Source organism: Serratia proteamaculans (assembly GCF_946227095.1).
GTDB classification, from domain to species: Bacteria; Pseudomonadota; Gammaproteobacteria; order Enterobacterales; family Enterobacteriaceae; genus Serratia; species Serratia proteamaculans_E.
Window position 1 is genome coordinate 80,588 of the sequence record NZ_CAMISV010000004.1, and the last position, 23,333, is coordinate 103,920.

19 protein-coding genes are annotated in these 23,333 nt (G+C 55.2%); 9 read left to right on the top strand and 10 right to left on the bottom strand.

Annotated elements, in window-relative coordinates:
- Positions 1-104: 104 nt before the first annotated feature.
- On the bottom strand, positions 105-2,936 hold the full coding sequence (gene uvrA / locus OC597_RS09495; RefSeq protein WP_099063581.1) for an excinuclease ABC subunit UvrA: 2,832 nt from the start codon (positions 2,934-2,936) through the stop codon (positions 105-107).
- A gap of 277 nt (positions 2,937-3,213) precedes the next feature.
- On the opposite strand from uvrA, the gene ssb1 reads away from it, so the two are divergent.
- The gene (gene ssb1 / locus OC597_RS09500; RefSeq protein WP_085119715.1) at positions 3,214-3,759 is read left to right on the top strand and encodes a single-stranded DNA-binding protein SSB1; all 546 of its coding nucleotides are present in this window, start codon (positions 3,214-3,216) and stop codon (positions 3,757-3,759) included.
- Between the two features lie 80 nt (positions 3,760-3,839).
- Here the strand turns inward: ssb1 and OC597_RS09505 are convergent, their stop codons facing one another.
- Together OC597_RS09505 and OC597_RS09510 are read right to left on the bottom strand one after the other, a co-directional pair.
- Positions 3,840-5,390 carry an MltF family protein gene (locus OC597_RS09505; protein WP_262208502.1) on the bottom strand — a complete coding sequence of 517 codons (1,551 nt, stop codon included), beginning with the start codon at positions 5,388-5,390 and terminating at the stop codon, positions 3,840-3,842.
- A gap of 199 nt (positions 5,391-5,589) precedes the next feature.
- Positions 5,590-6,339: a 3-oxoacyl-ACP reductase family protein gene (locus OC597_RS09510; protein ID WP_261257914.1), complete on the bottom strand. Its 750-nt coding sequence runs from the start codon at positions 6,337-6,339 to the stop codon at positions 5,590-5,592.
- A gap of 130 nt (positions 6,340-6,469) precedes the next feature.
- On the opposite strand from OC597_RS09510, the gene OC597_RS09515 reads away from it, so the two are divergent.
- On the top strand, positions 6,470-7,387 hold the full coding sequence (locus OC597_RS09515; protein ID WP_261257912.1) for a LysR family transcriptional regulator: 918 nt from the start codon (positions 6,470-6,472) through the stop codon (positions 7,385-7,387).
- Between the two features lie 56 nt (positions 7,388-7,443).
- Here the strand turns inward: OC597_RS09515 and bhsA are convergent, their stop codons facing one another.
- Positions 7,444-7,704: a multiple stress resistance protein BhsA gene (bhsA, locus tag OC597_RS09520; RefSeq protein ID WP_112347154.1), complete on the bottom strand. Its 261-nt coding sequence runs from the start codon at positions 7,702-7,704 to the stop codon at positions 7,444-7,446.
- Positions 7,705-7,915: 211 nt separating this feature from the next.
- Here bhsA and OC597_RS09525 point away from each other — a divergent pair, with 211 nt between their 5' ends.
- The 5 genes from OC597_RS09525 to OC597_RS09545 all read left to right on the top strand — a co-directional run bounded on the left by OC597_RS09525 (position 7,916) and on the right by OC597_RS09545 (position 13,024).
- On the top strand, positions 7,916-8,359 hold the full coding sequence (locus OC597_RS09525; protein WP_262208504.1) for a lipocalin-like domain-containing protein: 444 nt from the start codon (positions 7,916-7,918) through the stop codon (positions 8,357-8,359).
- Entirely contained in the window at positions 8,356-9,024 is a 669-nt protein-coding gene (locus OC597_RS09530) for a glutathione S-transferase family protein (protein ID WP_262208506.1), read from the top strand. Before OC597_RS09525 ends, OC597_RS09530 begins: the two co-directional genes overlap by 4 nt.
- Positions 9,025-9,071: 47 nt before the next feature.
- The gene (locus tag OC597_RS09535) at positions 9,072-9,479 is read left to right on the top strand and encodes a VOC family protein (RefSeq protein ID WP_261257907.1); all 408 of its coding nucleotides are present in this window, start codon (positions 9,072-9,074) and stop codon (positions 9,477-9,479) included.
- Positions 9,480-9,816: 337 nt separating this feature from the next.
- A complete protein-coding gene (locus OC597_RS09540) occupies positions 9,817-11,178 on the top strand; it encodes an NCS2 family permease (RefSeq protein WP_219017089.1) in 1,362 nt (453 codons plus the stop codon).
- 196 nt (positions 11,179-11,374) lie between these two features.
- Positions 11,375-13,024, top strand: a complete 1,650-nt coding sequence (locus OC597_RS09545) for a Na+/H+ antiporter (protein ID WP_261257905.1) — start codon at positions 11,375-11,377, stop codon at positions 13,022-13,024.
- A 28-nt stretch (positions 13,025-13,052) separates the two neighbouring features.
- Here OC597_RS09545 and OC597_RS09550 read toward each other — a convergent pair whose 3' ends face one another.
- Positions 13,053-13,940 (bottom strand): LysR family transcriptional regulator, encoded by an 888-nt coding sequence (locus tag OC597_RS09550; RefSeq protein WP_261285395.1) that lies wholly within the window; start codon positions 13,938-13,940, stop codon positions 13,053-13,055.
- Positions 13,941-14,077: 137 nt separating this feature from the next.
- Between OC597_RS09550 and OC597_RS09555 the strand changes: the two genes are divergently transcribed.
- Both OC597_RS09555 and OC597_RS09560 read left to right on the top strand, forming a co-directional pair.
- Positions 14,078-14,500 carry a CidA/LrgA family protein gene (locus OC597_RS09555; protein ID WP_099063569.1) on the top strand — a complete coding sequence of 141 codons (423 nt, stop codon included), beginning with the start codon at positions 14,078-14,080 and terminating at the stop codon, positions 14,498-14,500.
- Positions 14,493-15,182, top strand: a complete 690-nt coding sequence (locus OC597_RS09560) for an LrgB family protein (RefSeq protein ID WP_112347148.1) — start codon at positions 14,493-14,495, stop codon at positions 15,180-15,182. Before OC597_RS09555 ends, OC597_RS09560 begins: the two co-directional genes overlap by 8 nt.
- 31 nt (positions 15,183-15,213) lie before the next feature.
- Here OC597_RS09560 and OC597_RS09565 read toward each other — a convergent pair whose 3' ends face one another.
- The 5 genes from OC597_RS09565 to dusB form a co-directional block, all read right to left on the bottom strand.
- The gene (locus OC597_RS09565) at positions 15,214-19,149 is read right to left on the bottom strand and encodes a non-ribosomal peptide synthetase (protein WP_262208508.1); all 3,936 of its coding nucleotides are present in this window, start codon (positions 19,147-19,149) and stop codon (positions 15,214-15,216) included.
- 685 nt (positions 19,150-19,834) lie between these two features.
- On the bottom strand, positions 19,835-20,530 hold the full coding sequence (locus OC597_RS09570) for a CTP synthase C-terminal region-related (seleno)protein (protein ID WP_262208510.1): 696 nt from the start codon (positions 20,528-20,530) through the stop codon (positions 19,835-19,837).
- 122 nt (positions 20,531-20,652) lie between these two features.
- Positions 20,653-21,573, bottom strand: coding sequence for a kdo(2)-lipid IV(A) palmitoleoyltransferase (gene lpxP, locus OC597_RS09575; RefSeq protein WP_207977303.1), 921 nt, complete (start codon positions 21,571-21,573; stop codon positions 20,653-20,655).
- Between the two features lie 356 nt (positions 21,574-21,929).
- Positions 21,930-22,226: a DNA-binding transcriptional regulator Fis gene (gene fis / locus OC597_RS09580; protein ID WP_000462905.1), complete on the bottom strand. Its 297-nt coding sequence runs from the start codon at positions 22,224-22,226 to the stop codon at positions 21,930-21,932.
- Between the two features lie 21 nt (positions 22,227-22,247).
- Entirely contained in the window at positions 22,248-23,213 is a 966-nt protein-coding gene (dusB, locus tag OC597_RS09585) for a tRNA dihydrouridine synthase DusB (protein WP_037410551.1), read from the bottom strand.
- Between the last annotated feature and the right edge of the window lie 120 nt (positions 23,214-23,333).

Genomic DNA, 23,333 nt, shown 5'->3' on the forward strand with positions numbered 1-23,333 from the left:
GGAGGGAAATGCCTGAAAATGTCTAAATCTTGCCTGTTTCTGTTCAATTTTGGCGAAACAGGGAATAGCGCGGGCCGTCACAGGAACGGCCCGCCTGGCAGGGATTATTTCTTCTTCAGTAACGGCTTGAGGAAGCGTGCGGTATGCGAAGCTTCGCAGTTGGCCACGGTTTCCGGCGTACCGGCAACCAGGATCTCGCCGCCGCCGCTGCCGCCTTCCGGCCCCAGGTCGACAATCCAGTCCGCGGTTTTAATCACGTCCAGGTTGTGCTCAATCACCACGATGGTATTGCCCTGATCGCGCAGTTGATGCAGCACCGCCAGCAGTTGCTGGATATCGGCGAAGTGCAGGCCGGTGGTCGGTTCATCCAGGATATACAGCGTTTGGCCGGTCCCGCGTTTTGACAGCTCACGGGCCAGTTTGACGCGCTGCGCCTCACCGCCGGACAGCGTGGTCGCCGACTGGCCGAGACGGATATACGACAGGCCGACTTCCATCAAGGTTTGCAGCTTGCGCGCCAACGCCGGGACTGCGTCGAAGAATTCACGAGCTTCCTCGATGGTCATCTCCAGCACTTCGTGAATGCTTTTGCCTTTGTACTTCACTTCCAGTGTTTCACGGTTATAGCGTTTGCCTTTGCACTGGTCGCACGGCACGTAGATATCTGGCAGGAAGTGCATTTCCACCTTGATCACGCCGTCGCCCTGGCAGGCTTCGCAGCGGCCGCCCTTAACGTTAAAGCTGAAACGGCCCGGGTTGTAGCCGCGGCTGCGCGACTCGGGTACGCCGGCGAACAGTTCACGCACCGGAGTGAAGATGCCAGTGTAGGTCGCCGGGTTAGATCGCGGAGTACGACCGATCGGGCTTTGATCGATGTCGATCACCTTGTCGAAATGCTCCAGGCCGGTCACCTCGCGGAACGGGGCCGGTTCGGCAAGGGTAGCGCCGTTGAGCTGGCGCTGGGCGATCGGGAACAGCGTGTCGTTGATCAGCGTTGACTTGCCCGAGCCGGAAACCCCGGTAATGCAGGTAAACAGCCCCACCGGCAGCGTCAGCGTCACGTCTTTCAGATTGTTGCCACGCGCACCGCTCACTTTCAGCACCTTGGTCGGATCGGCCGGCACGCGCTGCTCAGGAATGGCAATTTCGCGTTTGCCGCTGAGGAACTGGCCGGTCAGTGATTCCGGCTGCGCCATGATGTCTTCGACGGTGCCTTCTGCCACCACCTGGCCGCCGTGTACACCGGCACCGGGGCCGATGTCGATCACGTGATCGGCGGCGCGGATGGCGTCTTCGTCGTGCTCTACCACGATCACCGTGTTACCGAGGTTGCGCAGATGGATCAGCGTTTCCAGCAGGCGTTCGTTGTCGCGCTGATGCAGGCCGATCGACGGCTCATCCAGTACGTACATCACGCCTACCAGGCCGGCACCAATCTGGCTGGCCAGACGGATACGCTGCGCCTCACCGCCAGACAGGGTTTCCGCCGAGCGTGACAGTGACAGGTAGTTCAGGCCGACGTTCACCAGGAACTTCAGGCGATCGCCAATTTCCTTCAACACTTTCTCGGCAATCTGGGCGCGTTGGCCGCTGAGCTTCATGTTCTGGAAGAAGGTCATGGCGTGGCCGATGCTCAGATCGGAGATTTCCGGCAGCGTGGTGTCTTCAACGAACACGTTACGCGCTTCTTCACGCAGGCGGGTGCCGTGGCACGAGGCGCAGGGACGGTTGCTGATAAATTTCGCCAGCTCTTCACGCACCGCACTCGATTCGGTCTCTTTATAGCGGCGCTCCATGTTGTGCAGCACGCCTTCGAATGGATGGCGGCGCACGGTGGTGTCACCGCGGTCGTTGATGTATTTGAATTCGATGGTTTCTTTGCCGGAGCCGCTGAGCACCGCTTTCTGCACGTTGGCATCCAGGCTGTTGAACGGCGCTTCGACGTCGAATGCGTAATGTTCTGCCAGTGAACGCAGCATCTGGAAGTAATAGAAATTACGGCGATCCCAGCCGCGGATCGCACCGCCGGCCAGTGAAAGCTCGGGGTTTTGTACCACGCGCTCCGGATCGAAGAACTGCTGTACGCCCAGGCCGTCACAGGTCGGACAGGCACCGGCCGGGTTGTTGAATGAGAACAGCCGTGGTTCCAGTTCACGCATGCTGTAGCCGCAGATGGGACAGGCAAAGTTGGCGGAGAACAGTAGCTCATCGGCTTTTGTGTCGTCCATATCAGCCACTACCGCAGTGCCGCCGGACAGCTCCAGCGCAGTCTCAAAGGACTCCGCCAGGCGCTGTGACAGATCGTCACGGACCTTGAAGCGATCGACCACCACTTCGATGGTGTGTTTCTTCTGCAACTCCAGCTTTGGCGGATCGGAAAGATCGCAGACTTCGCCGTCGATACGCGCACGGATGTAGCCCTGGGTCGCCAGGTTTTCCAGCGTTTTGGTGTGCTCACCCTTACGGTCTTTTACCACCGGGGCCAGCAACATCAGGCGTTTGCCTTCCGGCTGGTTGAGCACGTTGTCCACCATCTGGCTGACGGTTTGCGCCGCCAGCGGCACATGGTGCTCCGGGCAGCGTGGCTCACCGACGCGGGCAAACAGCAGGCGCAGATAATCGTGGATCTCGGTGATGGTACCGACCGTGGATCGCGGGTTATGTGAGGTCGACTTCTGCTCAATGGAGATCGCCGGTGACAGACCTTCAATGTGGTCGACGTCCGGTTTTTCCATCAGCGAAAGGAACTGGCGTGCATAGGCGGAGAGCGACTCGACGTAGCGACGCTGCCCTTCGGCATACAGAGTATCAAAGGCCAGCGAGGACTTGCCTGAACCGGACAAACCGGTGACGACGATCAGCTTGTCACGCGGGATAATCAGGTTGATGTTTTTGAGATTATGGGTCCGAGCACCACGAACTTCGATATTGTCCATTTACACTTCCCGTCTTGATGATACACCGCGCCTGTCTGGGTTATTTACGGGCGATTTTGTGATCAAACGCGCAAAAAACCGGCACAGCCAGTACGAAACGCATAATTATGACACAAAAAAACCTGAATGAATATCCAGTACACGAATGCAACCAGGTCGATAGAAAGGACAATTCTGGAATACAATATGCAGTTATCAACACGGGTGTCGTTTCGGGCTGAGCGTGTTAAACTTACTCGTTTATACTGTGTAAAAATCAATCATCAGGAGAGTTCTCATGGCCAGCAGAGGCGTAAACAAAGTAATTCTGGTCGGGAATCTGGGCCAAGACCCAGAAGTCCGTTACATGCCGAATGGCGGCGCAGTGGCCAACATTACCCTGGCAACCTCCGAAAGCTGGCGTGACAAGGCGACTGGCGAGCAGAAAGAAAAGACCGAGTGGCACCGTGTTGTGCTGTTCGGCAAGCTGGCTGAAGTGGCGGGCGAATATCTGCGTAAAGGTTCCCAGGTGTACATCGAGGGCGCTCTGCAGACCCGTAAATGGACCGATCAGGCTGGCGTAGAAAAATACACCACTGAGATCGTTGTGAACGTTGGCGGCACCATGCAGATGCTGGGCGGCCGTCAAGGCGGCGGTGCACCTGCAGGCGGCGGCCAGGCTTCCGGTGGTCAGGGCGGCCAGGGCGGTTGGGGTCAACCTCAGCAGCCACAGGGCGGCAACCAGTTCAGCGGTGGCCAGCAGGCTCGCCCAGCGCAGAACAACGCGCCGGCAGCCAGCAGCAACGAACCGCCAATGGACTTCGACGACGATATTCCTTTCTGATATCAGGTTGTCTGAAGCTGATGAAAAAGCCCCGAGAGGGGCTTTTTTGTTTTTAAGGGATTGGCGCTTTCACGTCAAACTCATGGCTCGACGGGGGCGCCTTTGGCCTTTTCTGCGGCCGGTGTACTCCTGGATTTATCCATCGCCTGCTGTTTGCGGGCTTGTTCGTCCATGATGAGCCGGTAAGCGATGTAGTACTTATAGATGTTGCTGACATAGGTCACCGTCTCTGCGCCAATCCGTTCGGCGGCCAGGTATTCCACGTTGCCAAACCAGACATTGGGGTTAAAACCGCGCTTTTCGCTTTCGGTGCGCAAGCGGGCGATACGGGCCGGTCCGGCATTGTAGGAGGCAAACGAGAACAGCACCTTGTCGAGCGGCGTCATCGGTTCATCCGCGTAGTAGCGATCAATCATCCAGCGCATGTATTTCACCCCGGCATTGATATTAGGATCCAGCTTGCGGATGTCACCGACCTTCAGTTCCTTACCAGTGCTCGGCATCACCTGCATCACCCCGATGGCACCGACCCGGCTACGGACCGACTGGTTGAGGCGCGACTCCTGATAACCCTGAGCCACCATCAGCAGCCAGTCCACATCATATTGGTCGCCGTATTTTCTGAACACGTCTACCAGCGCCAGCATCTTGCTGCGTTCTCTCTCTGCCGCCGCATTTTTGACATATTTGGCGTTCTTCAGGTAGCGCAGCAGGAGGGTATTACCCAATTTACTGCCCTGGCGGTTGTCCCTGACGAAGTCATTAAGCAGGGCGAGCAACTGCGGACTCTCCTTGCGAACGGCCCAGGCGATGTTGGCATCGTCACGCAATACCACATTCTCGTGCACCTGAATTTTGGGGAAAACCTGTTTCCAGAACAAAGCCTTGTGGCGATCGACCACGATAAGCGGGATCAGACCGGCGTTCAGCATCTCGATCAGGTCTTCATCCTCGAGCGATTCGGGAGCCGCCTCCAGGGTCATGAGCGGAAGTGACTCTTTGGCAAAGCGCGCGTTAAGGGCCAGCAGGCTTTCGTGATAGCTTGATGAAAAACGCACAAACACCGTCTTGCCGGAGAGTTGCTCCAGGTTTTCCACCTTCGGCGAAGCGGGGCCAGAGAGCAGCAGCTCCTGAACTTTCGGATAAAGAGGCGCGGTAAAGGCCACCCGTTCCTGACGTGCGGGAGTGACCGTGAGGTTGGCAGCCACGATGTCACCTCTGCCCTCGTTGAGTGCCGTGAGTAGCTGATCGCGCGCTACCGGCACAAAGATGATGCGCACCTTCAGATGGCGTTGTTTGAGCTTTTTATCCTTCGCCAACTTGAGATTGAGGTTGCGATCGAACTCGATAAAAATGTCATGGGTGAGGCCACGTTGAGTGCCCTTGACGGTAAAGAAAAAGGTTTTGCTGTAGGTGGTCAACACCCGGATCACCCGCCGATCGAGCATGCCGGGCAAATCTCCTTTCCAGGGCTGCATGATGTCGTCCATTTTGACTTCCAGTGCCTCTCGCTCCTCCTGTGCCGGCGGCTTTTCCTTCACCGGAGCAGCATGAACCGAACTGACGAACAGCAGGGCCGTGATACACGCCAGGCAGGCGATTAGCAATCGTTGAGAAGAGAAGGCATTCATGGAAGACACTCCGAATGGTGCGTCTTTTCATTGTAGTCAAACCAGGATTATCCGGCGTAAATAGCCAGTCTGTTGGAGCACCGTGACCATCTGGAAAGGTAAAGAACGGGTACGAGCTACATTTGAAACATGTCGATAAAATCAAAAAAAATCGACACGTATTGATAACGTGTCGATAGCTTAAACATGATTGTTGATATTACGCCGAGAAGCCGCCGTCAATGCTCAGGCTGGCGCCGGTGATATAACCTGCCTCGGGGCCAACCAGGTAGGCGACGAAGCTGGCGATTTCTTCATCCTTGCCGTAACGGCTGATCGCCATCATCGCTTTCAACTGCTCGGCGAAATCACTGTTGGCCGGGTTCATATCGGTATCTACCGGGCCGGGCTGCACGTTATTGACGGTAATGCCGCGCGGGCCGAGATCGCGAGCCATACCTTTGGTCAGACCGACCAGCGCAGATTTGCTCATTGCATATACCGCGCCGCCGGCAAACGGCATACGTTCGGCATTGGTGCTGCCAATATTGATGATGCGACCGCCGTCATTCATATGGCGAGCGGCTTCCTGGCTGGCGACGAACACGCTGCGTACGTTAACCGCCAGCGTACGGTCCAGATCTTCCAGCGGCAGTTCTTCGGTGCTGCCCATGGCCAGCACACCGGCGTTGTTCACCAAAATATCCAGATTTCCCAAGCTGTTGACTGCCTGGCGTACCGCCTGCTGCAGAGCCGCAGCATCGGCACTGTCGGCCTTGATGGCCAAAGCTTTGCCGCCAGCCGCGGTGATTTCGCTGACCAGTGCTTCGGCTTTATCGGCAGAGGCAACATAGGTAAATGCCACGGCGGCACCTTCGCGCGCCAGGCGTTTGGCGATGGCGGCACCGATGCCGCGTGAACCGCCCTGAATGAATGCGACTTTGCCTTGCAGAGAGAGAGTAGCGGACATGATGTTTCTCCAGAGTGGGATTAGGTTAATAAAGCTACCGGTCCAGTATCGGAGAAACGCGGATTGGGAACTAGCCACAAAGAGCTATAATCAGCTTAAACCAATGGTTTGAAATCGACGGGGATAAATCATGCTCGGGCATCTGGAGTGCTTTGTCAGTAGCGCAGAGAGTGGCAGTTTTTCCGCCGCCGGTCGCAAGTTGGGGATCAGTTCTGCGGCAGTGGGAAAGAACGTTACCAAACTGGAGTCATTGGTGGGGGTACGACTATTCCAGCGCAATACGCGCAAATTGACCCTGACTGAGGAGGGCGAACGCTTTTTGCAGGAAGTCAGTGGGGGATTGCTGTCGATCCAGTGCGCCTTGAAAGGCCTGAGCAGTAGCGGTGGGGTCGCGGCGGGCACACTGAAGGTCAGTATGGGCACGGCCTTCGGCCTGCATTTTGTCTTGCCGATGCTGCCGGACTTCCTGGCCGATTATCCGGCGATTGTTCCAGACTGGCATTTTGATAATCGTCAGGTCGATCTGATTGGCGAGCATTTCGATGCGGCAATGGGAGGCGGTATCGAGCTGGCGCAGGGAATGATCGCCCGTGAGCTGGCACCGGCACACGGCGTATTGGTGGCTTCGACGCAGTATTTAAACCAATACCCGTTGCTCCAGCAGCCGGAACAGTTGGTGAGTCATGCGGGCATTTTTATTCGCTCACCGCAAACCGGGCGAGTCCGCAACCTGCCGCTGCGCAATGCGGATAACGAGCAACGGGCGCCGACCATGACGATAAAAATGACGGTCAATGAGCCGGAAGCGGCGGCACGGGCAGCGGAAATGGGGTTAGGTATTGCGCTGATCAGCATGCCGAACGCTCTGCCTTATCTGGAGAGTGGTCGCCTGGTGCGAGTCTTGCCTGGCTGGTATGTCGATCGCGGTAGCGTGCATCTGTATTTTCCCACCACAAAATTCCTGCCCACCAAAACCCGGGTATTTGTCGATTTTATTACCGAACAGTTTCGCCTGCAGAAGCTGGCTGCTCGCTTTGATGCGCGCTAGAAACAAGAAAAGCCCCTTACGGGGCTTCATTTCTTCCGTCAGTTACTGTCTGACGATCAGTTGAAGATTTCTGCGGTGCCGTACAGTTTGTTCTGGCCACCGGCGGAGATGATACGGTAAGAGTTGGCGCCTGATGCTGCGGCTTTGTTGGCCAGTTCAGTTTCCAGCGTACTCAGGTTAGAAGCGCCGCTGACGGACACCACACCGATTTTCTGGGCATTAGCCGCAGGCTGATTAGTGGGCTGATCGGCAGCAACGCTGGCGAAAGAGGCGGTAGTCAGCAGCAGAGCAGTAGCAAAAATTTTGATGTTTTTCATGATTCAATCCTCAGGGTATTTTTTAGGTGAGAGGTTGTTCCCTCTCGATGTGATAGATAATAGGCTGAAGCGACTGAATAGAAAATCGGAGAGTTTTGATAATCTCCATCAAATAAATTGACTTATTTTTGGGCGACGTTATTCCGGCTGGCGTGCGGCAAAATTCGCCACTACCCTTTGAGTAAGCAGGAACCTTAAAGGAGCAAGTGACATGTCAGTCAACGCGTTTATCGGTAGCTGGTCATTGGTATCTTCCATGTTCAAAGGGGAAGACGGCAAGGTCAATCACCCGCTGGGCGAGCAGGTGTTGGGTCGCATTAACTACGAGCCCAACGGCACCATGGCGGCGCAGCTCTACAGCGCCACCCGGCCACGCTTTGCCGCCGACGATCTGGCGCAGGGCACCGGGCAGGAAACCCACGCCGCCTTTATCAATATGATTTGTTATTTTGGTCGCTATCAGGTGGATGAGAGCGGCCAGCGGATAGTGCACCAGGTTGAAGGCAGCTCGTTCCCCAATTGGATCGGTAGCCGACAGGTGCGCTTTTATCATTTCACCGGCGATCGCCTCCAGCTTCGTACTGTACCGCTGCAGCTTGGCAACGGCGTGCAGATCGGCGAACTGGTGTGGCAACGGATAGGAGCCATCTTATGATCACGGTTCACCATCTGAATAACTCACGTTCGCAACGCATCCTGTGGTTTTTGGAAGAGTTGGAGGTGCCCTATCAGGTGCAGCGCTACCAGCGCGATCCGCAAACCATGCTGGCGCCCCCGGAGTTGAAAAAGATCCATCCGCTGGGCAAGTCGCCGGTAATTGTCGATGGCGCTCTGACGCTGGCTGAGTCCGGCGCCATTATTGAATACCTGCAGGAAGCCTACGATGCACAGGGGCAGTTTATGCCGACGGACTACCACGCCCGTCAGCAGTACCGGTATTGGCTGCATTATGCCGAGGGTTCGCTAATGCCGCTGTTGGTGATGAAGCTGGTTTTTAGCCGGCTGGGGCAGCCGCCGATCCCCTGGCTGTTGCGGCCGGTGGCGGGGGCCATTGGCAAAGGCGTGCAGCGTCAGTACCTGGATAAGCAGATCGCGCCGCATTGCGACTACCTGGAACAGCACCTGAGCAAAAGTAGCTGGTTTGTCGGCAACGAGTTCAGCGCGGCGGATATCCAGATGAGTTTCCCACTGGAAGCAATGGCGGCACGCGGCGCACTGGACGGTTGTCCTAAGCTGCGCGGTTATCTGCAGCGTATTCATTCGCGTCCGGCCTATCAGCGGGCACTTGAGCAGGGTGGGTCTTATGACCTGCTGAGCTGAGGGAATGGGCTATACTCGATGAGGTCAACCTTCATCGGAGGTAGCCCATGGCTACGCAAATTTTTGTTAACCTGCCGGTGGGCGATTTGCCCGCATCGATGGCATTTTTCACCCAGCTGGGCTTTAGCTTCAACCCACAGTTTACCGATGACACCGCCGCCTGCATGGTGGTCAGCGACAGTATCTATGTGATGCTGCTGACCCACGACAAATTCAAAATGTTCACCCCGAATCCGATTGGCGACGCCAGGAAGGCGACCGAGGTTTTGCTGTGCCTGTCGCAGCCCGACCGGGCCGCGGTGGACGCTCTGGTGCGCAAGGCGATCGCCGCCGGGGGCAACACCTATAACCAGCCACAAGATTACGGCTTTATGTACGGCCACGGTTTCCAGGATTTGGACGGTCATATCTGGGAACTGATGTACATGGATGAAAAGGCCGCACAGGCTCAGTAACCCTTTTTGCCCTCCGTTCGGGGGGCTTTCCCATCAGATTTACCTATGTGACAAATACCGTCTTTTCGATAATGATGGATCCCCATACTTTTCTGCATAAATTGCCGCGATCTTTGGTTGATCAGAGGGTATATAAGGCTGGATAATCGTTTGCCTTGAATAAACCACCAAAAATCACCCGCATCATGCATTGAGAGTTAATCGTTTGCCTTTATGAGCGCAGCCAGTTGGCGACGTGAGTAAAGCACCGGAAAGCAAACGATACCCTACAAAACAGGCGTGAGCGGAATAACAAGCCTTTGAAACGGGCTGGCAATGAAACACAGGGGACAGCAACATGTCGAATTCTCAAGCGAATAACGCCGTTAAACCAAAAGGCGGGCTTGATGGCTATTTTAATATTTCTGCGCGTGGCAGCAGTGTGCGTCAGGAAGTGGTGGCAGGGTTAACCACCTTCCTGGCGATGGTTTACTCGGTGATCGTGGTGCCGAGCATGCTGGGCAAGGCCGGTTTCCCGCCAACGGCGGTGTTTGTTGCCACCTGTCTGGTCGCCGGTCTGGGCTCACTGCTGATGGGGTTATGGGCGAATTTGCCGATGGCCATCGGCTGTGCGATTTCACTGACGGCTTTCACCGCTTTTAGCCTGGTGCTGGGCCAACACATCAGCATTCCGGTGGCGTTGGGCGCGGTATTCCTGATGGGCGTGCTGTTTACCATTATTTCGATAACCGGCATCCGCGCCTGGATCCTGCGTAATCTGCCGATGGGCGTAGCGCACGGCACCGGCATTGGTATCGGCCTGTTCCTGTTGCTGATCGCCGCTAACGGCGTGGGCCTGGTGGTGAAGAACCCACTGGATGGCCTGCCAGTGGCGCTGGGCGCCTTCACCTCATTCCCGGTGGTGATGACGCTGCTTGGTCTGGCAGTGATTTTTGGTCTGGAAAAACTGCGTGTGCCGGGCGGTATCCTGCTGGTGATCATCGCTATTTCGGTGATTGGCCTGGTGTTTGACCCGGCGGTGAAATATCAGGGACTGTTCGCCATGCCAAGTCTGGCTGATGCCAACGGCCATTCGCTGATCTTCAGTCTGGATATCATGGGGGCATTGCAGCCGGTGGTATTGCCGAGCGTGCTGGCGTTGGTGATGACGGCGGTATTTGACGCCACCGGCACCATCCGTGCAGTGGCCGGTCAGGCCAACCTGCTGGATAAAGACGGGCAGATCATCAACGGCGGCAAAGCGCTGACTTCGGACTCCCTGAGCAGTATTTTCTCCGGTCTGGTGGGCGCAGCCCCGGCGGCAGTGTATATCGAATCTGCCGCAGGGACCGCCGCGGGCGGTAAAACCGGCCTGACCGCGACCGTGGTCGGTTTGTTGTTCTTGGTGATCCTGTTCCTGTCGCCGTTATCTTATCTGGTGCCGATTTACGCGACCGCACCGGCGCTGATGTATGTGGGCCTGCTGATGTTGAGCAACGTCACCAAGCTGGACTTCAACGATTTTGTTGATGCGATGTCTGGCCTGCTGTGCGCGGTGTTTATCGTACTGACCTGTAATATCGTCACCGGCATCATGCTGGGCTTTAGCTCACTGGTGATTGGCCGTATCTTCTCCGGTGAATGGCGTCGGTTGAATATTGGCACCGTGCTGATTGCCGTAGCCCTGGTGGCGTTCTATGCCGGCGGTTGGGCAATCTAATCGCCTTGTCGTTTCCCCCGTCGCTTCGGCGGGGGATGTTTTATCCCCATTTCTGCTTCAGATAAGTCTCCTTCTGCCGATACTGCATTTTGAATGGCACAACAAGCTTTAACCGCTGTAAAAAAAGTGATCTACTATCGGGGGCATACTCCGGCTATGTGCTGTTGTGGTTTGAACCCTAGAGTTTAAGGAAAGCATGGAAATCTTTTTTACAATCCTCATCTTAATTTTGGTGGTCTCCCTGTCCGGGGTGGTGACGCGTATGTTGCCGTTCCAGGTACCGCTGCCGTTAATGCAAATCGGTATCGGGGCGCTGCTGGCCTGGCCACATTTCGGGCTGCACGTCGACTTTGACCCTGAACTGTTCCTGGTGCTGTTTATCCCGCCGTTGCTGTTTGCCGATGGCTGGAAAACCCCAACCCGCGAATTCCTGCACCACGGTCGTGAAATCCTTGGCCTGGCACTGGTGCTGGTGCTGATTACCGTGGTCGGCGTGGGCTACCTGATTTACGCCATGGTGCCGGGGATCCCGCTGGTCGCGGCGTTTGCGCTGGCGGCGGTACTGTCGCCCACCGATGCCGTGGCGCTGTCTGGTATCGTCGGTAAAGGGCGCATTCCGAAGCCGATCATGGGCGTGTTGGAGGGCGAGGCGCTGATGAACGACGCGTCCGGCCTGGTTTCACTCAAATTTGCCATTGCGGTGGCGATGGGCACCATGGTGTTTACCGTGGGCGGCGCGACCCTCGAGTTTCTTAAGGTGGCGATCGGTGGCCTGTTGGCTGGCGTGGCGGTCACCTGGCTCTACAGTAAATCGTTGCGCGTAATGAGCCGCTGGAGTGGTGACGACCCGGCGACACAAATCGTGTTCCTGCTGTTATTGCCTTTTGCCTCTTACCTGATTGCCGAACACATTGGCGTCTCCGGTATCCTGGCCGCGGTCGCCGCGGGGATGACCATCAGCCAGTCCGGCGTGATCCGCAACGCACCGCTGGCGATGCGTCTGCGTGCGAACAGCGTCTGGGCGATGCTGGAATTTGTATTTAACGGCATGGTGTTCATCATGTTGGGTCTGCAACTGCCGGGGATCCTGGAAACCTCCATCCTGCAGGCGGAGCTGGATCCGACCATTCAGACCTGGTACCTGTTTGCCGATGTCGCCATTATCTACGGCGCGTTATTGATATTACGTTTCACCTGGCTGTGGCTGATGAAAAACGCCAGCCGCCGCTTTATGAAAAAACGGCCGTTGCAGTTTGGTGATTTCACCACGCGTGAACTGTGGGTGGCGTCGTTCGCCGGGGTACGCGGGGCGATTACGCTGGCCGGTGTGCTGTCTATTCCGCTGCTGCTGAGTGACGGTAGCGCCTTCCCGGCGCGCTATCAGTTGGTGTTTATCGCCGCCGGGGTGATCCTGCTTTCGTTGATGGCTGGTGTCATGGCGCTGCCGCTGTTGTTGCGCGGCGTACAGGTGGCAGACAAGAGCGTCAGCAAGAGTGAAGAGCGGATGGCGATTGCCATGGCGGCTGAGGTGGCGATCGAAAGTATCAACAAAATGGAAGAACGCCTGGCTGTCGATACCGAGGAGAATATCGACCCGCAGGTGCTGAAAGAGATCAGTTCGCGGGTGGTCGGGGCGCTACGGCGGCGTATTACCACCAAAGACGATATCGAGAATGCGCTGATGCTGGAAAACCTCGAGCGGCGCTTCCGCCTGACGGCACTGCGTGCCGAACGTGGTGAGTTGTATCACCTGCGCGCCACGCAGAAAATCAGTAACGAGACGCTGCAAAAACTGTTGCACGATCTCGACCTGCTGGAAGCGCTGTTGATAGAGCGCGAAGGCTAATACCACGGGGCCGCAGATGCGGCCCTGTTCATTTCACCGGTGGCCAGTAGTCGCGACAGCAGGCTATCCAGGCCTGGGCACTGTGCGACAGGTAACTGCCCTGGCGCCAGATTAACCCCACTTTCCATTCCATGCGCGGTTCCAGCGGCAGCCAGAGCAGGTTTTCCTTATCCAGCCATTGGCAGACCGGCTCCGGCAGGGTGGCGATGCCGACTCCGGCCTGCACCATCGATGCCAGAAAATCCCATTGCCCGCTGCGTACCGCAATCTGTGGCTCAAAACCGGCCTGACGGAAGGCTTTCATCAGCATCTTGTAGAGCGCAAAGTCTTCGTTATAAAGCAGGATCGGCCAGTTGGCCAACTCATTGATATTGATGCTGGTGCGGTTCAGCCAGTGGGGTGTGCGCGGTGTGACCACGCACATTGGGTGAGCGAGTAATGGCAGGAAGGTCAACGGCTGATCGGAATCGACCGGCAGAATGGTCATCGCCAGATCCAGTTCACCGGACATCACCGCCTGCTCGACCGATAGCCCACCCAACTCTGAAATTTTCAGTTCGATACCGGGATAAGTCTGGCGGAACTGACGGATCAAATCGGCAATCTGCCGCCCGACCATTGGTGGGATACCCAATCGCAGGACGCCTTTTTTTACCGAACTGATGTCTTCCAGCTCGGCCTCCAACTGGCGAAATTCATCGATAATCGCCAGACCGCGCTGATACACCGCCTGGCCGCTGTCGGTCAGGTGCAGCTTGCGCCCTTCGCGGATCAGCAGCGTGCACTCCAGCTCTTCTTCCAGATGACGCAGCATCTTGCTGATGGTTGGCTGGGTGACGAACAATTTTTCGGCCGCGCGGGTAAAGCTTTGTTGCCGTACTACTTCGACGAAGTAGCGCAAAGTGCGGACATCCACGTTGGGTTCTCCTCAGGGACAATACCCTCGGGAAACTATTCCCTGATGGCATGATGTTGATAATTTTAATTCATTTCATGGGAGGTTTCCTGGCCGCGTATACTGTAAACCGTGAATTTTTGTTAAGGTCATCTTTCATGTTACTGGCGTTACGCCATGCTGCCCCCTCTCTGCTGGCCCGCTTGCAGGTGCCGATCCAGGTTGTCTTATACGCGGTGTTATTTTTGATTGCCGATCGGCTGGTGCAACAGTTTCATCTGCCGCTGCCCGCTAATATTATCGGCATGTTAATGCTGTTGGCGTTGATCTTGTTGCGTATTCTGCCGTTGAACTGGGTCAGGGCCGGTTCACGCTGGCTGCTGGCTGAGATGCTGCTGTTCTTCGTCCCGGCGGTGGTGGCGGTGGTTAACTATGCCCAGTTGCTGATGGTAGAAGGCTGGAAGATTTTCCTGGTGATTGCGGTCAGCACCACGCTGACGTTGGGCGCGACAGGTTTGGTGGTCGATCGTGTCTATCGACTGGAAGTCTGGTTACAGCGGCGAAAACAGCGCGATGAATGACTTTACTCTTAGCATCGCCTGCTTTCTGGTGACGCTGGCACTGTACTTCGCCAATAAAAAACTCTACCGCCGCCGCCGTACCTTACTGCTGATGCCGTTGGTGCTGACCCCGATGATCCTGGTGCTGTTGCTGGTGGTCACCCATATCTCGTACCAGGACTACATTGGCGAAACGCACTGGTTGCTGTGGCTGCTCGGGCCGGCCACTATCGCCTTCGCGGTGCCGGTATACGAGAATCTGCATATCATTCGCCGCCATTGGCTGTCGCTTAGCGCCGGGGTACTGACGGCGGTGCTGGTGGCGGTTTACAGCTCAGTGTGGCTGGCACGCCTGCTGACACTGCCGGAAGAGGTGCAACGCAGTCTGGCGGTGCGATCCATCACCACGCCGTTTGCCCTGGAAGCCGCCAAACAGATGGGCGGGCAGGCAGATCTGGTGGCGCTGTTCGTGGTGATCACCGGGGTGTTCGGCATGGCGGTGGGGGACATGTTGTTCCTGCGGTTGGCGGTGCGCAGCAGTCTGGCGAAAGGTGCCGGGCTCGGGGCATCGTCGCACGGTGCCGGTACCGCAAAAGCTTATGAGATGGGCCAGGAAGAAGGGGTTGTCTCCAGCCTGGTGATGATGTTGGCAGGGATTATCACGGTGATTGCCGCGCCGCTGATAGGGCAACTGATGTGGTAAGCCTGCGGCGAGCGCCGCAGGCAGGTTAAGTTCAGCGAATACCGGCGGGTGCCCGAGAAGATTCGTGCAACACGCGACCAATTTCATCATGGTTGAAAATAATGGAGTGATGGTTACAGGCCAAAGGCTGGACCTGTAAATGACGGCTGATCGACGACAGTCCGTTGTCGGCAATCGCCAACAACTCTTGCCCATCCCCTGGGTCGGTGATACTCAAATTCACATCCTCCGTGGCCTTAAATAGCGTGACCCGCGCGTGCTGCAACGGTGCGCTGAGCTTTTCCTTATTCAGGGATAGCTCTGTAGGTTCTGCCCGCAGTGCCCTGGCGGCGGCCTCCCCCTCAATACCCAGCATCCCCAGCATGGCTGCCAGCAGGCCTGGTTCGCTACGAGCCTGGAAAGCGGTTTGATAGAAGGTATCCAGCAGGAATACCTGGATGTCACGAAAGCCTCGACTTTCAAGCTGTGCCGCCATTTCAAGGGCAATCAATCCCCCGAGTGACCAACCCAAAAGGCGTACCGGGCGGGTGGGCGACAGCTTCATAGGCTCGAGGTAATGTGATGCCAGTTCGCGCAAGGACGTGATGTGCGGGTGGTTAAACAAATTGTAATTGTTAATCCCCAGCACGTTAAAGGAGCCTGCCAGCGAGTTCGCCAGATCATGATAAATATCGCAGCCGGTGACCGCAGGATGAATCATCCAGATATCATCGGCAGCAACGGTCCGGTTCAGGCGCAACACCTGCTTAAAGGCAAAGCTGGTCTGATTCAGACGGGCTAACAGCTGCTGCAGTGGCGCGGCAACCACCGGGGCGGTGGCGTCAGGAGCGTTTTCTTTGGTCAGCGCATTGGCTTGCGCGCGCAATGTTGGGTGAGAGAACAAGGTTTTTATGACCGCTGGGTAGCCGCAGCGCTTCAGTTTGACCAGCAGTTGAATGGCATGCAGCGAATGACCGCCGAGTTCAAAGAAATCATCATCCAGGCCAATCTGGGCAACCCCCAGCAGCTCAGACCATAAGGCAGCAAGCTGTTGTTCCAGCTCGGTTTGTGGAGCTTCATGCCGCAATGATACTTGCGCGGTTGGTGCAGGAGCCGGTAAGGCTTTGCGGTCCAGCTTACCGTTGGGGGAAAGTGGCAAGGCCTTCAGCCGGACAAAACTGGAGGGCACCATAAAGTCGGGTAAATGCTGTTGCAGTTGAAGACGCCACTGTGCTGAATGCGTTCCTTCATCCGGTGCGACCACATAGGCCACCAGACGTTTTCCGCCGTGTCCATCCTCTCTTGCCAGTATCGCGACATCTTCAATACCTTCGCACTGCCGCAGCTGCTGCTCGATTTCACCCAGCTCGATTCGTACTCCATGGATCTTGACCTGGAAATCATTTCTGCCCAGATATTCAATGTTGCCATCTGGCAGCCAGCGGGCGAGATCGCCCGTTTTATACAAGCGTCCCTGAGGATCGGGGCTGAAAGGATCGGCAATGAAACGCTCGGCGTTTAACTCCGGGCGATTCAGATAGCCGCGGGCGACCTGAATACCACCAATATGCAGCTCACCGGCCACGCCAGGCGGTAGCGGTTGTAACTGAGCGTCGAGAATATGGAGCTGTGTATTGGCAATCGGCTTGCCGATCGGTACCAGTGGCCGTTCATCATCGGGCTGACATTGCCAACTGGACACATCCACAGCGGCCTCTGTCGGTCCGTAAAGGTTGTGCAGCTCAGCATGAGGCAGCTGTTGCAGGCAGCGCTGCACCGTGGCCAGCGGCAAAGCTTCGCCGCTGCAGATGATGCGGCGCAAAGCAGCACACTGCGCCATTTCGCCATGCCGTAAAAATAATTGCAGCATCGAAGGGACAAAATGCAGCGTAGTAACCTGGTGCTGGGCAATACAGGCACCAAGATAATCGGGGTCTTGATGACCGCCGGGTTTGGCAATAGCCAGACGGGCACCCACCATCAACGGCCAGAAGAATTCCCAGACGGAAACATCGAAACTGAACGGCGTTTTTTGCAGCACCACGTCGTCGTGTGTCAAAGGATAGGCTTGCTGCATCCACAGCAAGCGGTTGATGACCCCCCGATGCTCATTCATCACACCCTTGGGTTTCCCCGTTGAGCCGGATGTATAAATCACATAAGCCAGGCTGCGTTGCGGATCAGAAGCCAGCGGCGCAAGATTATCCCTGGGCCCGTGCTGCCAAAGATGACTGTCGTGCTGCAGGTGCAAACGTGGGATCACGATGTCACGGATCGGATGTAATGCCTGCTCTCCGGCTTCATCGATCAGCACGTATTTCGCGCCGCAATCTTGCAGCATATGACGCAAACGATCTTGTGGGTAGTCGGGGTCGATCGGCACATAGGCCGCGCCCGATTTCAAAATGGCATACAGAGCCATCACCATTTCTGGGCTGCGGTTAACGCAAACGGCGATGCGGTCATCCGGTTGTATCCCTTGCTGCCGCAGAAAATCAGCAAATTGGTTAGCCTGCTGATTCAATTGCAAATAGCTGGTCTGCTGCTGTTCGTAGCAAAGTGCCGGGGCATTTGGTGTGCGTAATGCCTGCTGTTCTAAAAATTGATGAATGCCTTGCGGTATCGCCCAGTCTTGCTGCGTGTCATTCCATTGGTGGAAAATTTGTTGCTGCTCGGTGGGCAGCAACAGCGGCAGTTGCCCCAGCGGTAAACTAGCATCGCCATCCAACAGGCTATCGAGCATCTGTACGACGCGGTTGGCGATACGTTCACCCTCTTCGTGACTAAACCAGGCCTGATTAAGGTTGAACTCCAGTACCGGATCATCGCCCGGATGGTAGTGACGCAGGTAAATGCCTAATGGCAGTTGTTCGTAGCCATGATGCATGTTCTCGACCTTAAACTGGCTTCCTTCCAGTTCAATATCGGTCGGGAAAACCTCCAGCGAAAAGCTGATATCAAATAGCTGGCGTCGTCCCTGTTGATGCAGGTTCAGTTGACGGTTGAGATCGGCGATGGGGAAACGTTGGTGGCGATAGCATTTGCGCAATTCACTACCCACGTGCTGTAGCAGGTGAGCAAAGGGTTGCTGTAGGTCTACGTTAATATTGAGTGGGATCATGGAGGAGAACATACCCAGCATCTGCTTATGATCGCTGGTGCTGCGGTTATGCACCGGGACCCCCAGGGTCACGTTGTCCACCTGCCAAATCCGCGCGAACCAACTGGCCAGCAGAGCGACCATAAAATGCATGGCAGAACCGCCGTGATGAGCGGCATAGTGCTCCAACTGCAGGAAACGCTCTCGCGGTAAACGTTTGATGATTTGGTTGCTGGGATAGGTTTGTTGCTCAGCGTAATGCTGTCGCCGTTCTAAAACGGAGGGAGGCGCTGCCGCGAAACGTTCCAGCCACCAGTCACGGTCGCGCTGGTAACGCGCTGATTGGAGGTAGGCCAGGTCGCTAACCACGAAATCACCGTAGCGTGAGTTGCCGGATTCATTTTTTTCCCCCGCTTTTAATTGCTTATAGCGGTCCATGATCATACGGCTTAATAAAGAGATCGAGGTGCCGTCCGCAATCAGGTGGTGGGAGGCCAATAGCCATAGCGTCGTAGAATCGTCGATCTTGGTTAAATGGCAGCGCCAGAGCAGGTCTTCATACAGTTGATAAGGTTGAATAAACATTTCCCGCAGGTGGTTTTCCGCCTGACCTATGGCATCTTGTTGCTGAGAAAAGTCGTGGTAGTGAAGCTCAATTGCTCTATGAGCGAGTGGCCGCTGAGTCACGCCTTGTGGCGTTTCCTGCAGGGCGGTTTGCAATGCATCGTGCTGTTGCTGTACGTACTGGATGGCTTGTTTAAACAGAGGGAAGGAAATCTCCCGTTCTACACGCCATAGGCATCCGACATTATAAAGTGGAATATCAGGGTTTAAGCTTTGGTCAAGCCATACGGCCTGTTGTACCGTCGTGAGAGAATAAGCAGACACGGAACCACCTCCATAAATATATGAAAGAATCGACTTAAATAAGTGCGCAGTCGGTAAGTACTCGAACATTATAAAAGGTGATGGTGAATTAGCCCAATTTCACATTAACTATTTTTAATGATCGCGTGAAATTATTTTTATTTTATTAGTTTGTTTTTGAATGTTTTGGTTTGAATGTTTTTTTTGATGAGTCGTTAATTATGATCTGAAAATAGGGGGTGGTGGATTGGTATAGCACATGGATTCCTTCTATGAAGAGCCATTTCAAGGGGGTAACTTGATTTTAATTTGTTGTTTTTATTTATTGTTTATGGTTTTTTCGCGTGCAATAACAAGCTTGCACATAGAGATGGTGGGATTGGCTTTTATCTCAACACTTGCCGCAGCATTTCACTCCAATTGTTTTATTTCCAGTCTGTCGAAAACCATCAGCGTTCGGAAAGATAGCGCAAATATAAAATATCCTTAATGATATATTATTTTGTAATAAATAAGATTTTTATCCACTTATTTAATTTTTGAGTTTGTTTATCTGGTTTGGATGTATTTATTGTGACGGGAGCGTGATGTTTAAATTAAATTAGGGTGAATGCTGTGCATTTATAATAATTGAATTTACGGCCATTTTTAAAGTGTGATCAATAATGGTAGGGCCATATCGACATGGCCCTCATTATCCGCTTTGTCAGGCCGTTGCAGCGGTCTTGATCAGTTCCACCACCAACGGGGAAAGCTCGTTACGTAATGCCGCACGTTCGGACTGGAACAGCGTGGCAGCGTAAAAACGGTGCCCCGGCAGTTCGACAGACCGCACGTCACCTTCGCTGTCATGCCCGCTGATAATCATCGGATGCTGCTGTAGATCGGCGACAAACTCCGGGTTAACGCCGAAGTTACAGTGGTAGCCTTCATGCGTTTCCAGCTTGCCGTAGGCTCGGGCGGCCAGCGTATTCGGCTGGAAAAGAATGGCACCGCTTTTTTCGACCAGCGAACAACTCAGCGGAGCAATCACCAACCGGCCACCGCTGTCGGTTTCAGCATGTCCGGCATCATGCCAGCCCATGACGTTACGGGCGTATTCCACAATCGCATACTGGAAGCCACCGCAGGAACCGAGGAAGGGGACATTCTGCTCACGGGCATGGCGGATCGCCATAAAGGCACCGTCATCATGATTATACGGGCTGCCGGGTACCACCCAGATCGCATCATAGCTTTGCAGCACTGAGGGAGTGGTAATGGTTTCTGTGGGCAGCCAGTGGGATTGGATATCGACGTTAAGGTGTGCGGCGGTAAGCTGGAGAGCAATAGGGATGGCCTGGTGAGAAACGGCCTCGGGTTTGTAGTCACCGACCAGAGCAATGCGAACTTGAGCTTTCATCGTTTCCTTTTCCTGTGCGGGTAAAAAAGGAGATTACAGTAAAGCCGAACGCCAATCTGTAGTTTTCTAAATGCGGCGCACAAAAAAGCCCGGCGTTGGCCGGGCTCGGTTTGGGGGTTGGCTCAGTACAGCGACGGGGCGCCGGCCGGCCGGGTTTTGAAGCGACGATGCAGCCACATGTATTGCTCTGGCGCGCGCATAATCTCTTTCTCTACCACTTTATTCATGTAAGCCGCGGCAGCGATCTCGTCGCTGATCGGGTAATTTTCCAGTGCCGGTTGGATCAGCAGATCATAACCACGTCCTTTCTCGCGACGGATCAGCACCACCGGCACCAGTGCCGGCTTGGCCAGGCGTGCCAGCATATAGGTCCCGCTGGTGGTAGCGGCCTGATCGACGGCGAACAGCGGAGCAAACACGCTGCCACGTGGGCCGTAGTCTTGGTCCGGAGCGAACCACACGGCTTCACCGCGTTTAAGAGCCTGAACCATGCCGCGCAGGTCTTTGCGATCGAGCATGGCCTTGTTGGAACGCATACGGCCTTTGGTTTGCGCCCATTCCATCGCTTTATTGTTATGCGGGCGGTACATCGCCATCATTGGCTGACACAGGCCCATGGCACGGCCACCCAACTCCAGCGACATAAAGTGCACGCCAATCACCAGCACGCCGCGTTGATTTTGCTGGGCTGCTTTCAGATTATTGATACCAGAAACGTTGAACCAGCGTTTGACGCGTTTATCTGACCAGAACCAGGCCATGCCGGTTTCCAGCAGGCCCATGCCGAGGGATTCGAAGTTACCTATCACTTTGCGTTCGCGCTGCGCTACGTCCATGTCCGGGAAGCACAGTTCCAGATTACGGCGAGTAATGGAAACCCGGCGCTTCAGGAATCGCATCGAGGTGCGGCCCATCCACATACCGAGTTTGTGCAGCACCGGGTAGGGGAGTTGAACCAGTAAGAACAGAAAGGCCAGGCCGAACCAGGTAAGCCAGTAGCGCGGATGCAGCAGGGCCATTTTGAATTTTTGCGGACGCTTCATATGAACTCATTTATGCATTAATAGAGGCTGCAACCTGTAACGCACAAGGATCCCCTCAATTGCGATACGACCACTCAGACACCCAGACATCACTATCGTTTAGCCAGATTCCATAATTGACTAAATCTTTACACTCGAAGGGCGGTTCGCGCTGCTATCAGGCTTCGGAGGGAGGGCTGTAGGCCCGCGAAGGCGGCTCCAGGAGTGTAGATTGTAACACACAATACGGCCTGATAAGGAGGAGCGGCATGCGAATATTCTCATTCGCATCGACATAAATTTGGCTGAAGGCCCGATAAGAAAAAGGCGCCGCCTCTTGCGAGGTTGCGCCTTTTCAACATGCAAACTGACTAGTATCAGTTCATGCCGTATTTTTTCAATTTCTTACGCAGCGTACCACGGTTGATGCCCATCATCAGGGCGGCACGGGTCTGGTTGCCACGGGTGTATTGCATCACCATGTCCAACAGTGGCTGTTCAACTTCAGCCAATACCAGCTCATACAGATCGTTAACGTCTTGACCATTCAGTTGAGCAAAATAGTTCTTCAGTGCTTGTTTCACCGAGTCACGCAAAGGCTTTTGAGTCACTTGGTCCTGTGAGTTCACGGTAGAAACGGTCAGTACGTCAGAATTTACGCGTTGTTCGAACATAGTTCTGTCAGCTCTTTTTTGTTACGCAAGATTTTCGAAATATGCCTCCAACGCCTCCAGCTGTTCGCTGGCATCCTCTATGGCGTTGAATGTGCGCCGAAACTGGTCATTCGGGGCGTGCTCCTGGAGATACCAGGATACGTGCTTACGAGCAATCCGGAATCCCTTGCCTTGGCCGTAAAAGCCGTGCAATTCCCGAATATGCCCTATCAACAAACGCTTAACCTCGCCAAGCGGCGGAGGGGGCAGCAGTTCCCCAGTGTCCAGATAATGCTGGATTTCCCGGAAGATCCAGGGTCTCCCCTGAGCAGCACGGCCTATCATCAGGGCATCAGCCCCAGTGTAGTCGAGCACTGCTCTGGCTTTATGCGGGTCAGTAATGTCGCCATTCGCGATAATCGGAATGGAAACACTCTGCTTAACTGCCCGAATGCTGTCGTACTCCGCGTTGCCGTTGAACAGGCAGGCACGGGTTCGGCCATGAATCGTCAGGGCCTGTATACCACAGTCTTCGGCCAGTTGGGCAATCTCTACACAGTTACGGTGTTCTGGTTCCCAGCCGGTGCGAATCTTAAGTGTTACCGGCACATCCACAGCGTTAACTACCGCGTGGAGGATCTGTTTAACCAGATCCGGGTACTGCAACAATGCAGACCCTGCAAGCTTCCGGTTCACTTTCTTGGCCGGGCAACCCATATTGATGTCGATGATTTGTGCGCCACTGGCCACGTTAATACGCGCTGCGGCGGCCATATCATCTGGATCACATCCGGCAATCTGCACGGAACGGATCCCTGGTTCATCACTATGGACCATACGCAGACGCGACTTATCCGTCCGCCACACCTCCGGATTGGAGGAGAGCATTTCGGATACAGCCATCCCAGCACCCATTGCATGACATAGGGCTCTAAATGGGCGATCTGTAATGCCGGCCATCGGGGCCGCAATCAAGCAATTTGTAAGCTGGTGGTGTCCAATGCGCATAGACAAAGAGTAACCATACTGTGTCCGCAAGGGCGCGTATATTACGCATTTTTGCGTTCAGATGAAAGGCCAAACTTTGACCAATCAGGCGCTATTTGGCAATAAAAATGCACCTCGTCA

Bases quoted from the DNA above. Each gene is read 5' to 3' on its own strand.
- uvrA (WP_099063581.1), bottom strand. From the start codon at position 2,936: ATGGACAATATCGAAGTTCGTGGTGCTCGGACCCATAATCTCAAAAAC.
- ssb1 (WP_085119715.1), top strand. From the start codon at position 3,214: ATGGCCAGCAGAGGCGTAAACAAAGTAATTCTGGTCGGGAATCTGGGC.
- OC597_RS09505 (WP_262208502.1), bottom strand. From the start codon at position 5,390: ATGAATGCCTTCTCTTCTCAACGATTGCTAATCGCCTGCCTGGCGTGT.
- OC597_RS09510 (WP_261257914.1), bottom strand. From the start codon at position 6,339: ATGTCCGCTACTCTCTCTCTGCAAGGCAAAGTCGCATTCATTCAGGGC.
- OC597_RS09515 (WP_261257912.1), top strand. From the start codon at position 6,470: ATGCTCGGGCATCTGGAGTGCTTTGTCAGTAGCGCAGAGAGTGGCAGT.
- bhsA (WP_112347154.1), bottom strand. From the start codon at position 7,704: ATGAAAAACATCAAAATTTTTGCTACTGCTCTGCTGCTGACTACCGCC.
- OC597_RS09525 (WP_262208504.1), top strand. From the start codon at position 7,916: ATGTCAGTCAACGCGTTTATCGGTAGCTGGTCATTGGTATCTTCCATG.
- OC597_RS09530 (WP_262208506.1), top strand. From the start codon at position 8,356: ATGATCACGGTTCACCATCTGAATAACTCACGTTCGCAACGCATCCTG.
- OC597_RS09535 (WP_261257907.1), top strand. From the start codon at position 9,072: ATGGCTACGCAAATTTTTGTTAACCTGCCGGTGGGCGATTTGCCCGCA.
- OC597_RS09540 (WP_219017089.1), top strand. From the start codon at position 9,817: ATGTCGAATTCTCAAGCGAATAACGCCGTTAAACCAAAAGGCGGGCTT.
- OC597_RS09545 (WP_261257905.1), top strand. From the start codon at position 11,375: ATGGAAATCTTTTTTACAATCCTCATCTTAATTTTGGTGGTCTCCCTG.
- OC597_RS09555 (WP_099063569.1), top strand. From the start codon at position 14,078: ATGTTACTGGCGTTACGCCATGCTGCCCCCTCTCTGCTGGCCCGCTTG.
- OC597_RS09560 (WP_112347148.1), top strand. From the start codon at position 14,493: ATGAATGACTTTACTCTTAGCATCGCCTGCTTTCTGGTGACGCTGGCA.
- OC597_RS09570 (WP_262208510.1), bottom strand. From the start codon at position 20,530: ATGAAAGCTCAAGTTCGCATTGCTCTGGTCGGTGACTACAAACCCGAG.
- lpxP (WP_207977303.1), bottom strand. From the start codon at position 21,573: ATGAAGCGTCCGCAAAAATTCAAAATGGCCCTGCTGCATCCGCGCTAC.
- fis (WP_000462905.1), bottom strand. From the start codon at position 22,226: ATGTTCGAACAACGCGTAAATTCTGACGTACTGACCGTTTCTACCGTG.
- dusB (WP_037410551.1), bottom strand. From the start codon at position 23,213: ATGCGCATTGGACACCACCAGCTTACAAATTGCTTGATTGCGGCCCCG.